Consider the following 19,565-nt stretch of genomic DNA (forward strand, 5'->3'; position numbering starts at 1 on the left):
TAAATTCACTAGATAATTTAGGAGAAGAGTTGAAATAAATGAGTATATCCTGTTCAATTTTATTAAAAGAAAATAGTTTTATAAATGCTACCGATTTGTATAATGTGATGGAAAAAATATCTAAAGAGAAAAAGTTCTTTTTTGCAAAGAATATGGTAGAAAGTGATAGTGAAAATCGTATCAAATTGATTAGAACAAACATCAGTGATAGACCTTTTCGGGATAGTGTATCTAGACAATTAAACGTGGATATATATGATGAACCTTATGAATTTAAAGAAATATCGTTTGACTGGTATGATAATAATATAGTTTTTTTTGAGGCAATAGTGATAGATTCAATTGATGGAAATGAAGATTTGTTATTCTACTTAACATTTGATTTTTTGTCCCTATATCCAGAAGCTTTGCTGTGGATAGAAGAAGATTGGTTTTACTCTTTAAAAGATTTAGAAAAAATGAATCCGGCTTCTATAGAGGAAGACTGGTGTTACCAAAATCCTTCAGAGTTTTAATTTTGTTTTAAAACAAAGGAGATAAACGAATAGAGTTATTAATGATAAATCGGAAATTGAAATCTATGTATATTTATTTTTCTTTTGTATTTCGGATATTTAATTTGTGTTTATGGTACAGAAATACAGAGAGAGGCATTAAAGCTATCATCTAAAGAGTAAGTTGTTTTTAAAGTAAATTAATAGTAGTGTTAGCAAATTACAAACGGAAAAGAGTATTAGTGTGACAGGCTAATACTCTTTTTTACTCAAAGCCTCGTTTGCGGTACTGGAAGTCTTTATGTTAGGATATAACGGAGTTAAGACGGTTAAGGGCAAAGTAACTAAGGTTCCTGAAGTAGGTGGGGATGCAGGAAATACGTATCATGGACAGACAGTTAGAGGGAAAAACTATCATGTGAGAATTGGCAGTAATGCTAGAAATCATTTAGAAAATTCAGAAGGGTTTACACGAAAAAAACTAAAGGAGTAAAGGGCGGACACAACGTGAATGCGTTTTATGGCGAACTTAGGGCTCAAGGATTTGATGTTGATGAGTGTATAATCACTAAAACCCCACATCCAAATTTTGAAGGTATCTATCAGATTGAATATCAAGTGCCTAAAGAGTATAAAGGGCAGTTGATTTCTGGAGAATATAAAAAAATAGCTCAACCAAAAACTGTATATGATCCTAATATTATATCAGATGACCAAATTTATCTATGGGGAATAGAAGCTATGAAAAATGGAGAAATCTATGGGAATTCTATATATGGAGTAGCAGAAAATGGACTCTCGTATACTGGATTTTTGGATGAAAATAGGGTGGTAAAAAACTTTTTCCAAAGTTTTGACACTGCTAAGTAAGGAGAATAAAATGAGCAAGCTTATTACTGAAAAAAAATTAATTGATGATTTGATGAAAAGCTATTTTTTTGTTGTACGTAATTATTACTTCAAAGAAGCTTTAAGAAAATTTTCAGAAAAACAAGGGTTTGGTGTAGGATATGCCTCTATATTATTTTTAGATGACTTAGACGAAGAGGATTTTGAAATCATGACACAAAACTTGGATGGAGAACACATCTTGCTCGATATGGAGAGTCCGCAAGTTGATGAAGATTGTGAAGCTTATATTAGTTTTACAGAGCTTTACAATTATTTAGATAATCGAGTAAAAGAAGTTATCGATGAGCAACCAGAAGAGCGGGAAGAACTTTTAGATTTATTAAAAGAAGTTAAAAGGGGTTTGAATCTCTAAAACATATTTAAAATAGAAAGATTCTTCACCAATAGAAAAGTTTATTATGAAGAGGAGAAAAATGGCTATTGAATATGAATGGAAGATGAGAGATAGGTGTCTGTCAAAAGAAATTTTATATAAAAAATTTGATGAGTTGGGTATTCAAATTGCCGAGAGTAAAGACCTAGAGAAAGGTATCGCTCTTACTAAGTTTGATAAAGAAATAGGGTTTAAATCCTATTTACTTGATGCGGACCAGTATCCTTATAATATTTGGGATTCACAAATGATTAATAATGAATTTGAATTTGCTCAAGTCTTAATTTTTCGTTTTATAAAGGAAAATGATAATTTGGAGTACACTTATAAAATAATGCTCGATTTACTATTTTCAATTATAGAAGAATTTCAGGTGCCTAGTATTTTTCTAGGAAATGGAGAGAATGAGTATGCTTATTTTAGTGAAGAAAATAAAATGTATTTAGATAACTCCAGTGGGATTTGGGAAAGATCTTATTTCAAAGAAGTTATAAAAAATAGAAGTATGAATATAATGCCAACGCACTAGAGGATTTAGGTACAAAAGGAAATCAATGGTAGATAAGGTGGAGAAATGGAGTTTGATTTCTATATAGAATCAGAAAAAGAAGATAAATTGCTAATAAGAGAACTAGGAGAAAAAACAAGTGAGATGACGGGACAGCCTGTTACTTTTTTCGACTATTCCGATGAATGGAATGCTACAACAAAAGTCATTTCTTTGGATTCGAATCAGATTGACGAAGATTATATTCGTTTTATAGAAACTGATTATGGTGTCAAAATAAATAAAAATATTCTAATTGAAATAGCCTATAATGACTATTTACTTACAGAAGAAAAACAATGGTTTGAAGAAAACGGCGAGCCATCAGAGGGATTGAAATACATTTACGAATTTATAAATGAGATGTATTTGAGCTCAAATTCAGACTTTCTCTTTTTAGATGATTCCACACCCATATTTTTTCGAAAATCAGGAAAATTATTTGTTTTCAATAGTAGCAACAAGTGGACTAAACTATTTAGTGAAGAACAATGTTTGAATCTTTTAAAAGTACCCTATAATGTAGTTTTTGAGTACTAAACATGTATATCAAAAAACCAGTATTAGTGATGTTGAACTAATACTGGTTTTCTGATAAAGCACATGTCCATTAAAAACTGTATATGACTATACTTACATAAAAAAAACTTTTCGATTTTTTCACTACGGTAAAGTTAAGGAGATAAAAATGAAATACACAGTTTTAACAGATAAAAAAGAGATATCACAATTAATATATGAATTTTTTAGTATATTTTCAAATGAAGGATTACAAGGAGCACTGAAAAATTTTACTCAAAAAAAAGGTTTTGGTATAGAGTATGTTTCATTTATGTTTAACGATGAAATTGATGAATCTTTTCAAGCTTATGGTGTATTAAAGGATAGTCAAGTTTTATTCTCAGTAGACCAACCAGCAGCAACCGAAGATTGTGAAGCCTATCTAAGTTTTGAAGAATTTTATGAGTACATTGAAACAGCTATTAATAGAGTGATAAAAGATGGCCATGAAAAATATGATGAGCCAGAAATTAGCAGATTGTTAGGAAAAGTAAAGAAGGCTCTGGATATAAGATAGTGAACTAGATTGTAAACGAAAAGCAGTATTAGCATGTCATGCTAATATTGCTTTTTCTGTATTCTAGATATCCACTGGAGAGCGGATACTCAAAGCCTCGTTTGCGGTACTGGAAGGCTTTATGTTAGGATATAACGGAGCTAAGACGGTTAAGGGCAAAGTAACTAAGGTTCCGGAAGTAGATGCAGATACGGGAAGTACGTATCATGGGCAGACGGTTAGAGGGAAAAACTATCATATGAGAATTGGTAGTAATGCTAGAAACTATTTAGAAAATTCAGAAGGGTTTATCCGAAGAAAAGGAAAAGGGGTTATTGGTGGCCATAACATAAATTCTTTTTACGATGAGTTAAGCCAACAGGGATTTAATCTTGATGACTGTATTATCAATAAGAAGCCTCCATCCAACAATAGAAGGAATTTATGAAATTGAATATAGAGTACCAATGGAAGTAAAAGGGCAATTAATTCCTAATCAATACAAAAGGATACCCGAACCGAAGACTGTTTATGACCCTAGTATATTTTCAAATACGGAAATGTATCAATGGGGGGTGGAAGCGATGCAGAATGGAACAATAAACGGAAGAATAGTTAAAGGAGTATCCTCCAATGGTATAGAATTTACAGGATATTTTAATGATGTAACAGGAGAGATAACGAATTTTCACCCATCAATGAAGAAATAGGAGAAATTTATGTACAGCTTAATAGAAGATAAACTAGAAAAAGAAAAATTAATTAATCAGTATTTTGTTTTAATAGGAGATTACATTGAAGACTTCATGAGAAGGTTTTTAAATGGTGAATCTTTCAGGATAGATGCAATGGCTATATTATTTAAGGAAGATTTAGATGAAGATGACGAAGAATTGCAAGAAATAGAAAATAATCAAGTTTTACTTGTTTCTGAGTATCCTGCATCACCAAATGATGAAAAAGCTTATTATTCTTATGAAGAAATATACAAGCACACAAAAATGTATGTTAATGAAAACTATGAAGGAAACAGTGTATTTCAAAAACTGTTGAAAGATATTGAAGAAAAATTGGAATTATAAAAAGGTATTTTACTATTTGATTGGCGTTGGATAGTAAAGCCTTGAATAGTAAGTATATACTCACTATTCAAGTTGCCAATAGTTAATAAAAGCTAACTGTATTTATTGTACAAATAATGAAAAAGCTATTTTCGTAATAAAATAATAGTAGTGTTAGCAAGTTACAAACGAAAAAGAGTATTAGTGTGACAGGCTAATACTCTTTTTTATACTTAAAGCCTCGTTTGCAGTCTTGGAAGGCTTTATGTTAGGATATAACGGAGTTAAGACGGTTAAGGGAAAGTAACTAAGGTTCCGGAAGTAGATGAGGGAAATCCTTCTGTTAAAAATACTATTGGACCTGATAAGATTCAGTTCAAGGAACCAGTAAAAATAAAGACGAATAAAGGGGTAGAAGTCACATTTGAAAATCCATCTGGAAATATAATTAATTGGGTTGAACAGAATCCTAAAAATATTTCTACAGCAATTGAAAGTGCAAAAAGAAGTAAGAATAGCGGAAAAGTGATTGAAGGAAAAGTTGGTAGTTATACACAGCAGAAGATTGAGGTCACTCAATTTGGTCAAGAAATTTTAACTAACAATCAAAAAGTAACTGATTTAGATATTGTAACTCCAAAACACATAATTGAAGTTAAGAAATCTGCTTCGTCAATAAAAACTGATCAAATAGATAGGTTGATTGACTATAATAATCCCCAGTTTTTTAATTTTGAGTCAAAAAAAATACTTGTATATTTTGATGAACCAATTCAGAATATCACTAATCCCAAAACTTTGGAAAAGATTGAGTATTTACGGAATTTGGAATCACAAAATAAGATAACAATATTAAATTCACTAGATAATTTAGGAGAAGAGTTGAAATAAATGAGTATATCCTGTTCAATTTTATTAAAAGAAAATAGTTTTATAAATGCTACCGATTTGTATAATGTGATGGAAAAAATATCTAAAGAGAAAAAGTTCTTTTTTGCAAAGAATATGGTAGAAAGTGATAGTGAAAATCGTATCAAATTGATTAGAACAAACATCAGTGATAGACCTTTTCGGGATAGTGTATCTAGACAATTAAACGTGGATATATATGATGAACCTTATGAATTTAAAGAAATATCGTTTGACTGGTATGATAATAATATAGTTTTTTTTGAGGCAATAGTGATAGATTCAATTGATGGAAATGAAGATTTGTTATTCTACTTAACATTTGATTTTTTGTCCCTATATCCAGAAGCTTTGCTGTGGATAGAAGAAGATTGGTTTTACTCTTTAAAAGATTTAGAAAAAATGAATCCGGCTTCTATAGAGGAAGACTGGTGTTACCAAAATCCTTCAGAGTTTTAATTTTGTTTTAAAACAAAGGAGATAAACGAATAGAGTTATTAATGATAAATCGGAAATTGAAATCTATGTATATTTATTTTTCTTTTGTATTTCGGATATTTAATTTGTGTTTATGGTACAGAAATACAGAGAGAGGCATTAAAGCTATCATCTAAAGAGTAAGTTGTTTTTAAAGTAAATTAATAGTAGTGTTAGCAAATTACAAACGAAAAAGAGTATTAGTGTGACAGGCTAATACTCTTTTTTTATTCAAAGCCTCGTTTGCGGTCTTGGAAGGATTTATGCTAGGATATAACGGAGTTAAGACGGTTAAAGGAAAAGTAACTAAGGTTCCGGAAGTAGATGCAGGAAGTACGTATAATGGACAGACGGTGCCAGGTGAGAAAGCCAATGGGGCTAAAGGAATAACGCCTTCATCAGTAAAAGGAGGTAAACCAAAAGGAAAATATTCGTCTCCTAATTCACGAGGGATCATTCGAGAAAATGAAACAGCTGATTTATTTGCATCTAAAGGATATTTAGTTATAACAGATTCACACAAAATTGATGAATTAATGGAAGTATATTTTTATGCAATTGGAGAGAAAAATTTTTTTAAGGCATTGAGGAATTTTTCTAACAAGGAAGGATTTGGTGTTGAATACACAAGAATCTTATTTCAAGATGATCTAGATGACGATGAAGAAGAATATGAAATTTTAGCTAATAGAAAAGTAGTAGTAATTATAGAATACCCTATTGAAAAGCAAGATACTGAAATTTTTCTTACATTTGAAGAATTTTATATTTATTTAGAAAAGCAAGGGGAAAAAATAATAAAAGAACATTCAGAATTAGAAAGTATTAAAGAAATGTTAAGAGAAGTGAAGCAAACATTAGAGATAGTATCTTGGTACCAAGAAGTTGGATTATCCAATTGATGAAAAACTAGAAGATATTAAAGAAGTTATAAAAAATAGAGGTATGAATATAATGCCAACGCACTGGATGATTCAGGTACAAAATTTAGTTTTTGAATAAAGCACATGTCCATTTATTCAAAAAAATTATATTAGGATATAACGGAGTCAAGAATATTAAGAGGAAAGTAGTAAAATAGTGAAATGTTTAACTGGGAGAAAAAGGCAATGGAAAATGGAATAGTTAAAGGAAGACTTGTTGAAGGTACAGCATCAATAAACTAATTACGTATTATTGATTAGTTAAATCAAAGTAATAGGCCTGCTAATCAAGTTGCCAATAGTTAATAAAAGCTAACTGTATTTATTGTACAAATAATGAACAAGCTATTTTCGTAATAAAATAATAGTAGTGTTAGCAAATTACAAACGGAAAAGAGTATTAGTGTGACAGGCTAATACTCTTTTTTTATGCTTAAACCGATTTGTAGTATCTGAAGTCTTTATGTTAGGATATAACGGAGTTAAGACGGTTAAGGGAAAAGTAACTAAGGTTCCGGAAGTAGATGGGGATGCAGGAAGTACGTATCATGGACAGACGGTGCCAGGTGAGAAAGCCAGTGGATCTAAGCGGAATGCGTCTCTTTTTTTATCATGATCTTTTTAATGCTTAAATACATAAAATCACGTATAATAGTACATAGTGAAATTTCAGAGGAGGGTACAGCATGGCATATCAAGCATTGTACCGTGTATGGCGTTCACAGCGTTTTGATGATATTGTGGGTCAAAAAGCTGTAACGCAGACGTTGAAAAATGCCATTATGCAGCAGAAAACGTCTCATGCCTATTTATTTACAGGCCCTAGAGGAACTGGGAAGACGAGTGCGGCAAAGATTTTTGCTAAAGCAATTAATTGTAAAAACAGTGTTGACGGGGAACCGTGCAACGAATGTGAAATTTGTAAAGGAATCACTGAAGGTCGCCTGAATGACGTGATTGAGATTGATGCAGCCAGTAATAACGGTGTGGAAGAAATTAGAGATATTCGAGATAAAGCGAAGTATGCTCCTACACAGGCTGAGTATAAAGTATATATTGTTGATGAAGTACATATGCTTTCCACTGGTGCGTTCAATGCGCTGTTGAAAACCTTGGAAGAGCCGCCGAAAAATGTCATCTTTATTCTTGCGACTACAGAGCCTCATAAGATTCCGCTAACCATCATTTCCAGAACACAGCGTTTTGATTTTAAGCGGATTGGAACGCAGGATATTGTCGAGCATCTTGCACATATTCTGAAAGAAATCGGGTTAACCTATGAGGAGCAAGCATTATACACGATTGCCAGAGCTGCTGAGGGCGGGATGCGGGATGCATTAAGTATTCTGGATCAGACAATTTCCTTTGGCGATGATGAGGTAACACTGGACAACGCTCTTCAGGTAACAGGAAGCCTGACCTTTGAGATGATGGACAACTATATTGCAGCTTGTGTTTCGGGAAAGGCAGAAACAGGGCTGGAGGTCATGGAATCCATTCTCGGAGCTGGAACAGAGGCTAGTCGTTTTCTAGAAGATATTCTATTGTATTGTCGAGATTTACTGATGTATCAGCAGGCACCAAAATTATTGGAAAGCAAGACAGGCACAATCACTGAGCAGTTTAAAGAGCTGTCCCAGCAGATTGCCCCAGAACGAATATACCAGCTGATTCAGATTTTAAGTGATACACAAAACGATATCCGCTTCACCAATCATGCAGCGGTTTATTTAGAAGTAGCAACGGTGAAGCTGGCTCAAAGCAGTGGTTCAGTAAAAGTGGCTCAGGCAGCAGGTATTCCGGAAAATAGCCCGGATGTTTCTGAGTTAAAGGCAGAAATTCAACAGCTGCGTCAGGAGCTTGAACAGCTTAAGAAAAATGGTGTTGCCGCTGTGGAACCAGCGAAAGCTGCCCCGCGTCAGCCTGTTAATCGGACTGCTGTAAAAATTCCAACGGAGCGGGTTTATCAGGTTCTGCGGGAAGCAACACGAGACAATCTGCTCAAGGTCAAGGAAGTTTGGGAAGACATGCTGCAGATGATGTCTGTAACTCAGCGGGCGATGCTGAAAGCGAGCGAACCTGTTGCAGGAAGTCCAACTAGCTTGGTAATAGCGTTTGATTATGAAATTGTCTGCACTCGGGCAACAGGAGATGATGAGCTGCAGCTGGCTGTTCACAACAATCTAAGCCGGCTGATTGACTACGCCCCTCAGATAGTTTGTATCACTAGAGACAGCTGGCCGGGACTGCGTCAGACGTTTCTTCAGCAGCATAAGGCAGAAGATAACACGCCTCCTGCGATTGACGAAATTACTGAGGAGGAAGAAATTCAGCTTGTCCCAGATGAAAATCAGAATTCTTCGGGCGAGCAGCAGCTTGTTGATGAAGCTGTTGCCAGATTTGGTACAGAACTAGTAGAAGTAGTAAATGATTAAAGACATAGAAAGGAAGAAGAAATAAATGATGCGTGGAATGGGAAATATGCAAGGAATGATGAAACAGGTTCAGAAAATGCAGAAAGAGATGGAGAAAGCTCAAGCTGCTTTAAACGAAAAGGAATTTACAGGAGAAGCAACCAACCAGCTCGTAACAGCTGTATTTACCGGAGATCGTAAAATGAAAGATGTTATCGTCAAAGAGGAGCTTGTTGATCCGGATGATGTAGAGATGCTGCAGGACTTAATTGTTATGGCTGTTAATGATGCGTTAACTAAAATTGAAAAAGAAACAGAAGCAACTTTAGGCAAATATGCTAAAGGAATGCCGGGATTATAAAAAATAGAAGCTATTATATAGAAAGAAAATGAAGCAAGAAGTCAGCTGGTCTCTCCCAGCTGACTTTTTTTGAAGAAATCTAATAAAACTATTGACCCGTACCTATGGTAACGGTTTAGACTGTAAGTAAGCTAGCAAAAGAAATAGAAATGGAGTAGATGAACATGTTCAAAATTGGAGAATTCTCAAAAATATCAAATATTACTGTGCGCACATTAAGACACTATGAAAAGCTGGGACTGCTGATTCCTTCTGAAGTTGATCCGTACTCAGGGTATCGTTATTATAAAGCCGAACAGCTGTCAAAAATAAATCAAATTAAACTGCTGCAGCAGGTAGGCTTATCCCTTGAATCAATTAAAGAAATTTTGGAGAAACAACAAATGGACGTTTTAAATTACTACTATGAGATTAGAGAACAAGAATTAAATCAGGAAATTGATGCATTAAATAGAAAGAAAAATTTAATTAATGAATTACAAAAACAATTGAAAGTGGGAACCAACATGGAAAAATATAATGTTGTACTAAAAACAATTCCTGCAAGAACCGTAGCCAGCGTAAGAAAAGTGATGTCAAATTTTGAAGAGGAAGGGAGGCTGTGGGGGATTCTTGGAGCAGAAATGCAAAAACAAGGAGTGATTCCGCTTCCTGGATCACTGCCGACAAGTCTGTATCATGACAAAGAATATCGGGAAACAGATGTTGATGTTGAGGTTCAAGTAGCTGTTGCTGCCGGTCGTCAAGATACAGATGAAATCAAATTCTATGATGCGTCGGAAGTAACAATAGCTTCAGTCACATTTAATGGCAGCTTTGAACAAATGCCTCAAGTTACCCAGGCTATTGCGGTCTGGATTGAAACGAATCAATACAAGGTATCTGGACCAATGATTAATCGCTCCCATGTTTCTCCAGGACAAGATCCAAACCCAGAAAACTGGATTACGGAAGCTTCCTTTGTGGTTGAGCCAATACAATGAAAATAATAAATAAGAGAATGAACTGAGAGGAATTTCCTTTCAGTTCTTTTTTTGTTTTCGTAAATAAACGTCGTGCGATTTTAAAGCTTACCGCTTCAAAATAATCAACTTAATGTAGTATTTAGAGATTAAATTTATCTTAGAAACCAAAATAAATAAACAGTACAAATAATTTGATTTATTTGAATTAAAAGAAATAAAGTTTAGTTTATTTTTCTTTTTTGTCAGTAAAAGTAAAGAAAATTGTTGATTAGTAAGGTCTATTATATCGAAAATTCTTTTATTTTAAATATTCATTATTTAATAGCGACTCTTAAATGAGCTGTATAGTAGCTTAAAGATGATAATAATCTTTGTTATTGCGCTTTATTTCTTTCTATCAGATTTTTGTTCATTTGATTTTCTCATTTATTTTGATTTTTTATTAAAAAGGTGAGAGAAAAACAATCATAAACCATCTAGACTTTAAAAAAGTTTTGATATAAAATTAATTTGGATTTAAAAATTTAAATATTTTTTTAATAATACAAATTATTATTTCTTAAAGTAATGATTTTATGAAAAATCAAAGTTGTTCTAATTCATTTAGATTTTTGCATGTTTTTAAGAAATAATAGTTGTGTTTGAATAAACGGATACATAATTTTCATTTAACTATCAAGAAAAATGCTTTTGAGGAGGTAATCATGATCAAAACAAGTGTGAATACGGGTATTATTGCATTGTCAGCAGATCTTGCTGAACCTTATTCAGAAGAACTGAAGAAGAATGATATCAATGTAGTACCGTTAACAATGGAAAATTTCGAACGATACATAGATCAGCTGGATGCAGTGATCATTAGGGAAAATCCGCAAGAAGATGTCAGCTACACTTGTCAGCTGCTAGTCAAAATCAGAGAGAGTTCAGATGCATTTGTTTGGGTGTTTTCATCAAGCTCTCCTAATTTAATGAAGGTTGTCTATCTTCAGCTGGGGGCTGTAGGCGTGATTTCCGAGGATTGCAAAGCGGATGAGCTGCAGCTGATAATTTCAAATAGTGTATCGAAGAAAAAACGACAAGGCAGTGTTACAAGAGAAAGTCGAACAGTTTTTAAAGAAGATAAGAAGAAAGTGATTGTTGAACTGCTTGCTAGAAACTCTAGTGTGAAAATCAATGGGCAAAAGGAAATTCCGCTGACTAAGCTTGAATACAAGGCTTTAGAATTTCTATATAAAAATGCAAATACAGCAGTAACATATAAAGAAATTTTTGAAAGTGTCTGGAAAGAGCCTTTTAATGGTAAAAACTATCGTGTGGCTAACTTGATTTTTCATTTGCGTGAAAAAATTGAGAATGAAACCGGCAAGATTAAATTGATTCAGACAGTACGATCAAAGGGCTACATGCTACTTAATTAAAGGTTGTTATAACGGTTTTTGGATAAAGCAAGCAGAACTAAAGGAGTATTACGGGTGACCTAAAACAGGTTTCATTTTCTGACAAAGGATAAATGACAGAAGGAAAACACAATATGAATTTCTGAGTTTATCACTATTTGGAAGGAATTTGAAATAAATCTGTCTATTTATTTAGACAACTATTTTTAGAGGAAAGGAGGAAGAAAATGAAATTCGGAAAAAGTTCTTATATAGCTGAACATTTTGTAAAACTAGTAGGAATCGTCGTTTTTTCATTTTGCTTTAGCTTTATAGGAGCAGAAAAAGCTCAGGCAGCGCCTGCTGATGTGAATGATTGGGGAGGCTTTGTTAATGCGCTGCAAGATCCAAATGTTTCAGAAATTAATTTAAGTGGATCATTTGCTAAAACAACAACTGCTCCAGGAAGTATTTCCAGAGATATCACAATTAATGGGAATGGATTTTCAATTAATTTTGGTACAGGAACACCGAATGGGGTGATTTTAGGCAGCGTTGGTCAAACTACTACTTTAACATTGAATAATGTAGATATTCATAAGTACACAACACCGGGAACAGCAACTTTTTCAGGTGATGGAGCAAACTGGATTATCAATGTGAATAATGTTACGACTGGTACTCAGACTACAGCTGCACAGAGCGGACTGATTGATGCGGTAGGTGCAACAGTTAATATTAGTGGAACAAATAATAAGTTTCGTATGTATTCAGCAGCTGATTTATCTCATATCAAAGCGAAAGCGTTGAATATTGCGGATGGTGCGAACGTTACATTTGCACAATCTAATTATCGGTCATCGATTTTTACCGGAGAGACAGTCGTGGTTGGGAAAAATGCAGTTGTCGATATGGGTCTATGGACTACAAATGGTACAGCGTCAGCCAATGATTATGGGTTCAACGCCTCTACTAGTGTGCTTCTTGATGAAGGTTCAACCGTAAAAACTGGTGCGATTTCTGGAAACTATTCCAAGATTATCAATACAGGTACTTTTACAGCCAAAACAGGTTCGCTTCTAGAAGCCACAACATCATCTACCTATACAAGTATTATTACTGCATCAGGAGATGTTGTGTTGGAAACTGGTGCTACTGTTAAAGCAACAAGTAGTGGAACAAATAATACGCAAATTAATGCAAGTGGATATGTGAATGTAGCTAGCGGAGCAAATTTGAATTTAAGAGCTAGTGCAGTAAATGTAGTTCAAGTGCAGTCTGGTGCTCCAGAATTTGTAGTCAAAAAAGATGCAGTAATTGATGTTTTAAATACTGCAGATGGTACAGCAGCTAACAACACTGGAACTCGTTCGTTTGTAGTAAATAATTTTGTTGTAGAACCGGATGCCGTTTTTTCTATGGAAAATCCATCTGGTGGTGGCGAATTAGTATACGCAACTGGACTGACAATTGGTGAACGGGCAACAGTTTCTTTTATCAAGAAAAATGCTACTAATACGTCTGTTTCTGTATTGCATCTTATTAACAATGCATCTGTAGAAGTAAAAGAAGAGGCATTGTTAACGGTAACTAACGCTGGGATACTAAATGGATCGGTAGATAATGATCGTCATTCCTATGGTTTCTATGATAGTATCGGTAGCTTTGTAATTGCACCAAATGCAACAGTTAACATCGATACGTATGGTATGGGAATACGAGTATTAGATGGTGTTGATTTTAGAATGACCGGCGGTGCAGAGTTGAATGCTCACTCAGATACTCGTGAGGCACTAGCTCTGTGTACTGACTTTGGGAGTGGTGCAAACTATTTCCCATCAACGGTTGAAATGTCTGGACAAGGAACGAAGATTAACCTAACGTCAGATAATTCAAGTTTCTCGACTGAAGAAGGTGCAACTATGCGTGTTCAAGGTCATGGTTCTAAATTCACGTTGACAGATGGTGCAGAGCTGTATACATCTAATAAGTTCTCATCTGGTATGCAGATGCAGTCTCTTGGTGGTGAGTTCAATGTATCAAATGGAGCAAAAATGCATGTTGTCAAAGATGCTACAACTGTTGGCGATTATCCGTTAGGTGCAGCTTTACGCTTCCGTTATTTTGGGGAACAAACATTTAATATTGACAATGGTGAAGTACTCGTTGAATCAAGAGGTACAACAAGTAACGCAGTTCGTATGTTTTCGAATAAAAATCAGATTAATGTGACAAATGGCGGACGGTTCGTTGTGAAAAATTATGGAAATGGTTCTAGTGCTACTAATGGAGGAAACTCTGGTAAAGGTGGTATAGGATATGATGCTGGGTCTTCAGACACTCAAGGATTTAAGCTTGAGGGGAAGAATAGCTCTGTTGATATCTTTGCTGCAGAAGGACCAGCTATTTACGCAGATACACAATTAACTGCAATAGTAGGTAAAGATACTGTTTTTGAAGTAGATGGTACGACTTCAGGTGCAGGATATGGCGGAGCGATTCGTTCATCAAGTAGCTTAACGTTTGAGTTAGACGCACCAAGATATTTCGATATGAGGAACAGTCGAGTAGGAGGAGGATACACACTCAGTGCAAATTCTTCTTCGAAAATGACTTCAAAAAATTCTGACTTATCTGTATGGAAAGTTGGAAGTAATTTAGAAGGAAATCCTTATAAAACATGGTCTATCTTTGACTATGTATTGTCAAACTCAAACTTTTCAAGAATTGACAGTACAAACATTCCAACAGAATTTAATACAAGTGCAACTTCATATGGAGCAAATGGTGCAACTGATTATTCTCGTATGAGTGCCAATAACGCTGCTGCTGTGATTGATGAAATTCGTATTCCAACTAATGCAGACAAATATATCTATGGTCATGCATCTGTACCGGAAGGCTATGACGACGCTCGTGATGCCTGGACGGATGAAGTATATATGGATGTAGTTGTGAAAAATGCAGATGGGACACCAGCATTTACAAAGACAGGAGTTACTATTGGTAAGGATGATACAAGTCCTGGTTTATCAGTTTATGGTGAAGCAGCCCGTGGCGGGATGTTTGTTATTCCGGTTCCTAATGACGTGTTTATGACCGAAGGTATGACTGTGGAAGTAGTTGCTGCATGGCGTGGTGGAGCCGATTCAACTTCTAATCGTGTTCACGTAAGTGAACCAGAAGACTTAAAGGCTGGCATTGTTACAACAATCGATGTCACACCGCCGACTCAGGCAGTTTCAACTGAAAATGTAACCAATGCAACTAAACAGCTGAAAGGGACCAGCGATGAAGACGGCGCGAAAGTGTTCGTTAAAGTCAATGGAAGCTGGTTGAAGGATGATGCAAATCAAATCGTCTCAACAACTGTTTCCGGCGGTGCTTGGACGCTTAACTTGCCACGCTACATTAATAAAACGGATAAGGTTGATATCTATTTGAAAGATACAACAGAGATCAATCCTGAACCAACATACACATTGCCGGTAACCTACACACAAGAGCCAGATGGCGTTTATGGGAATATCAACGAAGAAGTAGATGGCTACGATTCTTATGTTGGCTACCATGATGCAGTCAAGGTTGGCAATGTAGATGACCGTTTCGATGAAGCATTGCGGAAAATTACAGCCGATGTCTTACCAGATAATCCTGATTTGAAGAAATCAGTAGTATCAAGTGGCGGCGCGACTACTTCTGTTGGCGATGAACTAACCTACACTTTAACGGTGAAAAATGATAAAGCTGATTCTGAAGACTGGACAGGTGTTGTGTTGGAAGACACACTAGCAGCTGGAATGGAATTCGACTCAACGGATCATGGCATCACTATTAAACAAACAGATGCAGGTGGAACGGTTACAGATGTTCCATTACAGCCTGATACTTTCACGTATGAACCAAGTACGCGCGTATTGTCAATCAAAGTTGGAGATATTCCTGCTCTTTACAGTTATACAGTGACCTTTAAAACCACCGTTAATAACAGTAAAGTTGGCGTGGATATTAAGAATACAGCGGACGCAAATGGTTATTCACCGCAGGAAGACAATAATCCATTTATTCCTGGACCAATCAATCCAGCGGGACCATTTAAGCCAATTACTGTGACATCCAATGAAATTGGCGTGCCAGGTGGTGAAATCCACGGAACCCTACAGTTAATTTCTGCACCAACTTCTCTTGAGTTTGGTTCACAGAAAGAAAACTTAAACGGAAAGACTCGTGTAGAAAAACCAACGGTTGTTGGTTCACCTTTAGTGGTATCGGATAATCGCGGGAACCTGGATCAATGGAAAATGTTAGCGACATTAACGACACCATTTACTAATGGGAGTCAAGTGTTGCCTAATGCGTTGAAATACAAAGCAGGCAATAATGAATACACCTTAACAGGTGTGGCGCAAGAAATCTTGATTCATACCCACAATTTACCGGGAGACTACGATATTACTCAAAATGAGTGGACGGCCAAAGGAGACGGCTTTGTCTTTGAAGTGCCGGCTGGAAGTATTAAAAAGCTGGGGAGCTATCAAGCAAAACTATTATTCACACTTACGGATGCAAAATAACAATGGAGGAATGAACAAATGAAAAAAGCAACCTATTTTGTCATTGCTTCTATTGTACTCGGACTATTTTCTGTTACTGCAGGAAAGTCTGCAGAGGCAAGTGAGGTTAATGGCGGAGCTGTTCAGACAACGGGAGTCGTTGGCTTTTACGATGATAGTACAGAACCGTCATCCAGCTCTAGTTCCAGTACAAGTACAAGCAGTACACCTGCTCCTGTACAAAAGCCGACTGGTAAATATCCTTCAACAGGGGAACTGGTGAAAACCAGCTTATCTATTGCAGGGGCGGTTGTAGTCGGAATGGTACTACTATTTTTCTGGATGAAACGTAGAGAAAACAAGCGTAAGGAGGAAAACTGATTATGAAACATGTGGCAGCTTTTTCCGCGATACTTACGATTCTATTTCTAAGTATTTATCCATCTGATCAGGTATTTGCTGAAAATTCCGGAGATGGGAACGCAGTGGTGGACTTAACCTTGAATGAGGAAGAAGGCATCCGCGATCCGGAAAACCCAGGAACAATTGTTGATCCGGGAGAAACGCCAAGTACATCTGGCAAGCTGAGACTGGACTTTGTTCCTCAGTTGAATTTCGGACAGTATAAGCGTTCTGACAAGGATCAGCTTTACCCCGTCAATGGGCAGCTGTTTTTGGATGAGACCAGTGCCAGAGGCACATTCATTCAGGTGGCTGACTTTCGAGGGGGCGCTCAAGGCTGGGCGTTGCAGGTTCGTCAGGAAACGCAGTTCAAAAACGATCAGACAACCAATACGCAATTGAATGGTGCGGTAATATCCTTTGATAAATCCTGGACAAATTCTGTTTCAGGACTGGATAATGCCCCCACTGTCTCTAAAGATATTATTCGCCTGAGCAACATTGGCGATACCTATAATCTGGCTGAAGCGAAGCCTGGAACCGGCAACGGTATTTGGAGCATCGCGTTTGGCGCCTCGGCAGACAATGCCGCTGGGGCTCCAGCCACCTTGTCACCGCGAATGCAGGAGGGCAAGGCAGTAACAGATCCGGTATTTAATAATCAACAGACGTACGAAAACATTGCGGTACAACTATCTGTTCCCGGAGGAACCAAAAAAGATCCGGTGAACTACTCAACGGTGCTAACTTGGATATTAGCCGAGTTACCATAAATCACACACACACAAACTTAGGAGGAAACACAACATGAAATTAACACGTAAAGTATTAAGCGCAGCACTATTGGCAGGACTAGGGGTAGCACTTGTTGCACCAAACGCAGTAAAGGCCGTTGATGACGTAAAAGACAGCAACGCAGATATCGAGTTCACTAAGAATACAACACCTGATCCATCTCTTACACCACCAACAACTGATGATACTGAACCGATGACACTAACTTCTTACTCAGTAGATGAGTTTGGTATTCGTGCGGTTACACCATTAGACTTCGACAAGCACGCTGCAACAGTAGGTGTTAGCGGAGAATACTGGGCATTACCATACAAAGATGGCGGAAGAGAAATCGAAAACTTTGTTGCAATCAAAGACATTCGTTCTACTTTGGATCAAAAATGGAAATTAAGCGCTCGTTTGAAAGAGCAATTCAAAGGTAACGTAAGCGGAACTGATGTTTACCTTGATGGTTCAACAATCACATACAAAAACATGAACTTGGCTGCTGATGGTGTAGATCCATCATTACAACCAACAGCTATGATTTTTGGTGATAGCACTGGTACACAAGTATTAAGCGAAAGCGCTGGAACTGTGCCATTTGCACAAAATACTGAAGAAGACAAAGGTAAAGGCTACTACTTCCTTACATTTGGTGACGATGCTGCAACTGATCCATTACAAAAACCTGAAAAGTCTATCAAAATGAACATCCTTAGCAGCACAAACATCTTCAACACAAAATACACTGCAACAATCGAATGGAAATTAGAAGATACTCTATAATCTGAAATAGAGCAATCGGTAAAGCGCCGGTTCACTTGAATCGGCGCTTTGCTTTTATGTAAACATACCCGTAAAGGAGAGGTCCCGTGAAAAACAAAGGAAGAGCATTCTTTTTACTATACATATTTATTACAACAATTGTGGTTTCATTCATCCCAGTACAAGCAGAAGCATCACAAGACGGCATGGGGTTCACCTATAACGTAGTGAAGCCTGAGAATCAGATTGGTACTGCTGGTTATTTTGATTTGAAAATGACTCCTGGCCAAAAACAAACGGTGCAAATTGAACTATCCAATAGCGGACAGGAAGAAATTACAGTAGGTGTCTCACTGAATAGTGCCAAAACTAACGCCAACGGCGTTATTGAATATGGCCCGACAGCAATTGAAAATGATGCATCGCTAAAATATGACTTTGTCGATGTGGTGAAAGCACCAACTGAGGTAGTCATTCCACCAGCCTCAGTTGTGGCGCTGAATCTGGATATTAGTATGCCGGAGGAAGAGTTTAACGGGCATATTTCCGGAGGAATTCAGCTAAAGAAAGTAAGCACAGAAGAAGTAGATGAAACAGAAAAGACTGGTGTCATTAATGAATATGCCTTTTTAGTCGGCATGTTATTGAGTGAAACAGATACACCCGTTGAACCAGATTTAAGCTTCAATAAAGTCTATGCTGGACTATTCAATTATAGAAATTCAGTCTATGTGAATTTTTCAAATGTTCAGTCAGCGTATCTTGAAGAGGCGACAACAGATGTTCAAATCACCAAAAAAGGGGAAGAAGAAGTCCTGTATGACACCAAAAAAGCGGGCATGCGGATGGCCCCTAACTCACTGATTGATTTTCCAGTTGAAATGAATGGAGACCGCATGGTGGCAGGCGACTATACGGCTCATATTGTAGTGTCTGCTGGTGAAAAGAAATGGGAGTGGACGGAAGATTTCACGATTACCAATGAAGAGGCAGACAAATTCAACTCTCAGGATGTGGCGTTAACACAGGAACGGGGAATTGACTGGAAGCTAATTGTGCTGATTGTGGGCGCTGTCTTTCTAGTTGTGTTACTCATCTTCTTGGTGATTCATTTTGTGCGTAAGAACAAAAAGTCAAAGAAGAAAAAAGCAGTAAAAAGAAAGAAAAAATAAAGAACGATAAAGAGAGGATAGGGTAAA

At 36.4% G+C, this 19,565-nt stretch carries 23 protein-coding genes; all 23 read left to right on the top strand.

Annotated features, from left to right (window positions below; translation table 11 throughout):
• Window positions 1-38: 38 nt before the first annotated feature.
• The 23 genes from AC1Z3K_RS18105 to AC1Z3K_RS18215 all read left to right on the top strand — a co-directional run bounded on the left by AC1Z3K_RS18105 (window position 39) and on the right by AC1Z3K_RS18215 (window position 19,538).
• Window positions 39-515 carry a hypothetical protein gene (locus AC1Z3K_RS18105; protein WP_461733508.1) on the top strand — a complete coding sequence of 159 codons (477 nt, stop codon included), beginning with the start codon at window positions 39-41 and terminating at the stop codon, window positions 513-515.
• A 280-nt stretch (window positions 516-795) separates the two neighbouring features.
• Window positions 796-987, top strand: coding sequence for a hypothetical protein (locus AC1Z3K_RS18110; RefSeq protein WP_461733509.1), 192 nt, complete (start codon window positions 796-798; stop codon window positions 985-987).
• A gap of 14 nt (window positions 988-1,001) precedes the next feature.
• Window positions 1,002-1,364 carry a CdiA family toxin C-terminal domain-containing protein gene (locus AC1Z3K_RS18115; protein WP_461733510.1) on the top strand — a complete coding sequence of 121 codons (363 nt, stop codon included), beginning with the start codon at window positions 1,002-1,004 and terminating at the stop codon, window positions 1,362-1,364.
• Between the two features lie 10 nt (window positions 1,365-1,374).
• Window positions 1,375-1,758, top strand: a complete 384-nt coding sequence (cdiI, locus tag AC1Z3K_RS18120; protein WP_461733511.1) for a ribonuclease toxin immunity protein CdiI — start codon at window positions 1,375-1,377, stop codon at window positions 1,756-1,758.
• Between the two features lie 61 nt (window positions 1,759-1,819).
• On the top strand, window positions 1,820-2,308 hold the full coding sequence (locus tag AC1Z3K_RS18125) for a hypothetical protein (RefSeq protein ID WP_461733512.1): 489 nt from the start codon (window positions 1,820-1,822) through the stop codon (window positions 2,306-2,308).
• A gap of 45 nt (window positions 2,309-2,353) precedes the next feature.
• Entirely contained in the window at window positions 2,354-2,866 is a 513-nt protein-coding gene (locus tag AC1Z3K_RS18130) for a hypothetical protein (protein ID WP_461733513.1), read from the top strand.
• Window positions 2,867-3,014: 148 nt separating this feature from the next.
• Window positions 3,015-3,404 (top strand): ribonuclease toxin immunity protein CdiI, encoded by a 390-nt coding sequence (gene cdiI, locus AC1Z3K_RS18135; protein WP_461733514.1) that lies wholly within the window; start codon window positions 3,015-3,017, stop codon window positions 3,402-3,404.
• Between the two features lie 121 nt (window positions 3,405-3,525).
• Window positions 3,526-3,831: a hypothetical protein gene (locus AC1Z3K_RS18140; protein WP_461733515.1), complete on the top strand. Its 306-nt coding sequence runs from the start codon at window positions 3,526-3,528 to the stop codon at window positions 3,829-3,831.
• A complete protein-coding gene (locus tag AC1Z3K_RS18145; protein ID WP_461733516.1) occupies window positions 3,779-4,093 on the top strand; it encodes a CdiA family toxin C-terminal domain-containing protein in 315 nt (104 codons plus the stop codon). The genes AC1Z3K_RS18140 and AC1Z3K_RS18145 overlap by 53 nt, the downstream gene beginning before the upstream one ends.
• Before the next feature lie 9 nt (window positions 4,094-4,102).
• Window positions 4,103-4,465 carry a hypothetical protein gene (locus AC1Z3K_RS18150; RefSeq protein ID WP_461733517.1) on the top strand — a complete coding sequence of 121 codons (363 nt, stop codon included), beginning with the start codon at window positions 4,103-4,105 and terminating at the stop codon, window positions 4,463-4,465.
• Between the two features lie 504 nt (window positions 4,466-4,969).
• Window positions 4,970-5,335, top strand: coding sequence for a hypothetical protein (locus AC1Z3K_RS18155; protein WP_461733518.1), 366 nt, complete (start codon window positions 4,970-4,972; stop codon window positions 5,333-5,335).
• Complete coding sequence (locus tag AC1Z3K_RS18160; RefSeq protein WP_461733508.1) at window positions 5,336-5,812, top strand: hypothetical protein; 477 nt, start codon at window positions 5,336-5,338, stop codon at window positions 5,810-5,812.
• Window positions 5,813-6,093: 281 nt separating this feature from the next.
• A complete protein-coding gene (cdiI, locus tag AC1Z3K_RS18165) occupies window positions 6,094-6,732 on the top strand; it encodes a ribonuclease toxin immunity protein CdiI (protein ID WP_461733519.1) in 639 nt (212 codons plus the stop codon).
• Between the two features lie 484 nt (window positions 6,733-7,216).
• Complete coding sequence (locus AC1Z3K_RS18170) at window positions 7,217-7,369, top strand: hypothetical protein (RefSeq protein WP_461733520.1); 153 nt, start codon at window positions 7,217-7,219, stop codon at window positions 7,367-7,369.
• A 70-nt stretch (window positions 7,370-7,439) separates the two neighbouring features.
• Window positions 7,440-9,188 carry a DNA polymerase III subunit gamma/tau gene (dnaX, locus tag AC1Z3K_RS18175; protein ID WP_461733521.1) on the top strand — a complete coding sequence of 583 codons (1,749 nt, stop codon included), beginning with the start codon at window positions 7,440-7,442 and terminating at the stop codon, window positions 9,186-9,188.
• Between the two features lie 25 nt (window positions 9,189-9,213).
• Window positions 9,214-9,528 (top strand): YbaB/EbfC family nucleoid-associated protein, encoded by a 315-nt coding sequence (locus tag AC1Z3K_RS18180; RefSeq protein WP_426084033.1) that lies wholly within the window; start codon window positions 9,214-9,216, stop codon window positions 9,526-9,528.
• 164 nt (window positions 9,529-9,692) lie between these two features.
• Window positions 9,693-10,511 carry a MerR family transcriptional regulator gene (locus tag AC1Z3K_RS18185; RefSeq protein ID WP_461733522.1) on the top strand — a complete coding sequence of 273 codons (819 nt, stop codon included), beginning with the start codon at window positions 9,693-9,695 and terminating at the stop codon, window positions 10,509-10,511.
• A 686-nt stretch (window positions 10,512-11,197) separates the two neighbouring features.
• Window positions 11,198-11,911, top strand: a complete 714-nt coding sequence (locus tag AC1Z3K_RS18190) for a winged helix family transcriptional regulator (protein ID WP_426084031.1) — start codon at window positions 11,198-11,200, stop codon at window positions 11,909-11,911.
• Window positions 11,912-12,117: 206 nt separating this feature from the next.
• Window positions 12,118-16,443, top strand: a complete 4,326-nt coding sequence (locus AC1Z3K_RS18195) for a pectate lyase-like adhesive domain-containing protein (RefSeq protein ID WP_461733523.1) — start codon at window positions 12,118-12,120, stop codon at window positions 16,441-16,443.
• An 18-nt stretch (window positions 16,444-16,461) separates the two neighbouring features.
• A complete protein-coding gene (locus AC1Z3K_RS18200) occupies window positions 16,462-16,803 on the top strand; it encodes an EF2685/EF0750 family sortase-dependent surface protein (protein ID WP_426084029.1) in 342 nt (113 codons plus the stop codon).
• Between the two features lie 2 nt (window positions 16,804-16,805).
• A complete protein-coding gene (locus tag AC1Z3K_RS18205) occupies window positions 16,806-17,597 on the top strand; it encodes a WxL domain-containing protein (protein ID WP_461733524.1) in 792 nt (263 codons plus the stop codon).
• 34 nt (window positions 17,598-17,631) lie between these two features.
• Window positions 17,632-18,387 (top strand): WxL domain-containing protein, encoded by a 756-nt coding sequence (locus tag AC1Z3K_RS18210; RefSeq protein WP_461733525.1) that lies wholly within the window; start codon window positions 17,632-17,634, stop codon window positions 18,385-18,387.
• A gap of 86 nt (window positions 18,388-18,473) precedes the next feature.
• Window positions 18,474-19,538 carry a WxLIP family cell surface protein gene (locus tag AC1Z3K_RS18215; RefSeq protein ID WP_461733526.1) on the top strand — a complete coding sequence of 355 codons (1,065 nt, stop codon included), beginning with the start codon at window positions 18,474-18,476 and terminating at the stop codon, window positions 19,536-19,538.
• The last annotated feature ends 27 nt before the right edge of the window (window positions 19,539-19,565 follow it).

It is taken from the genome of Enterococcus sp. LJL128 (genome assembly GCF_056924295.1).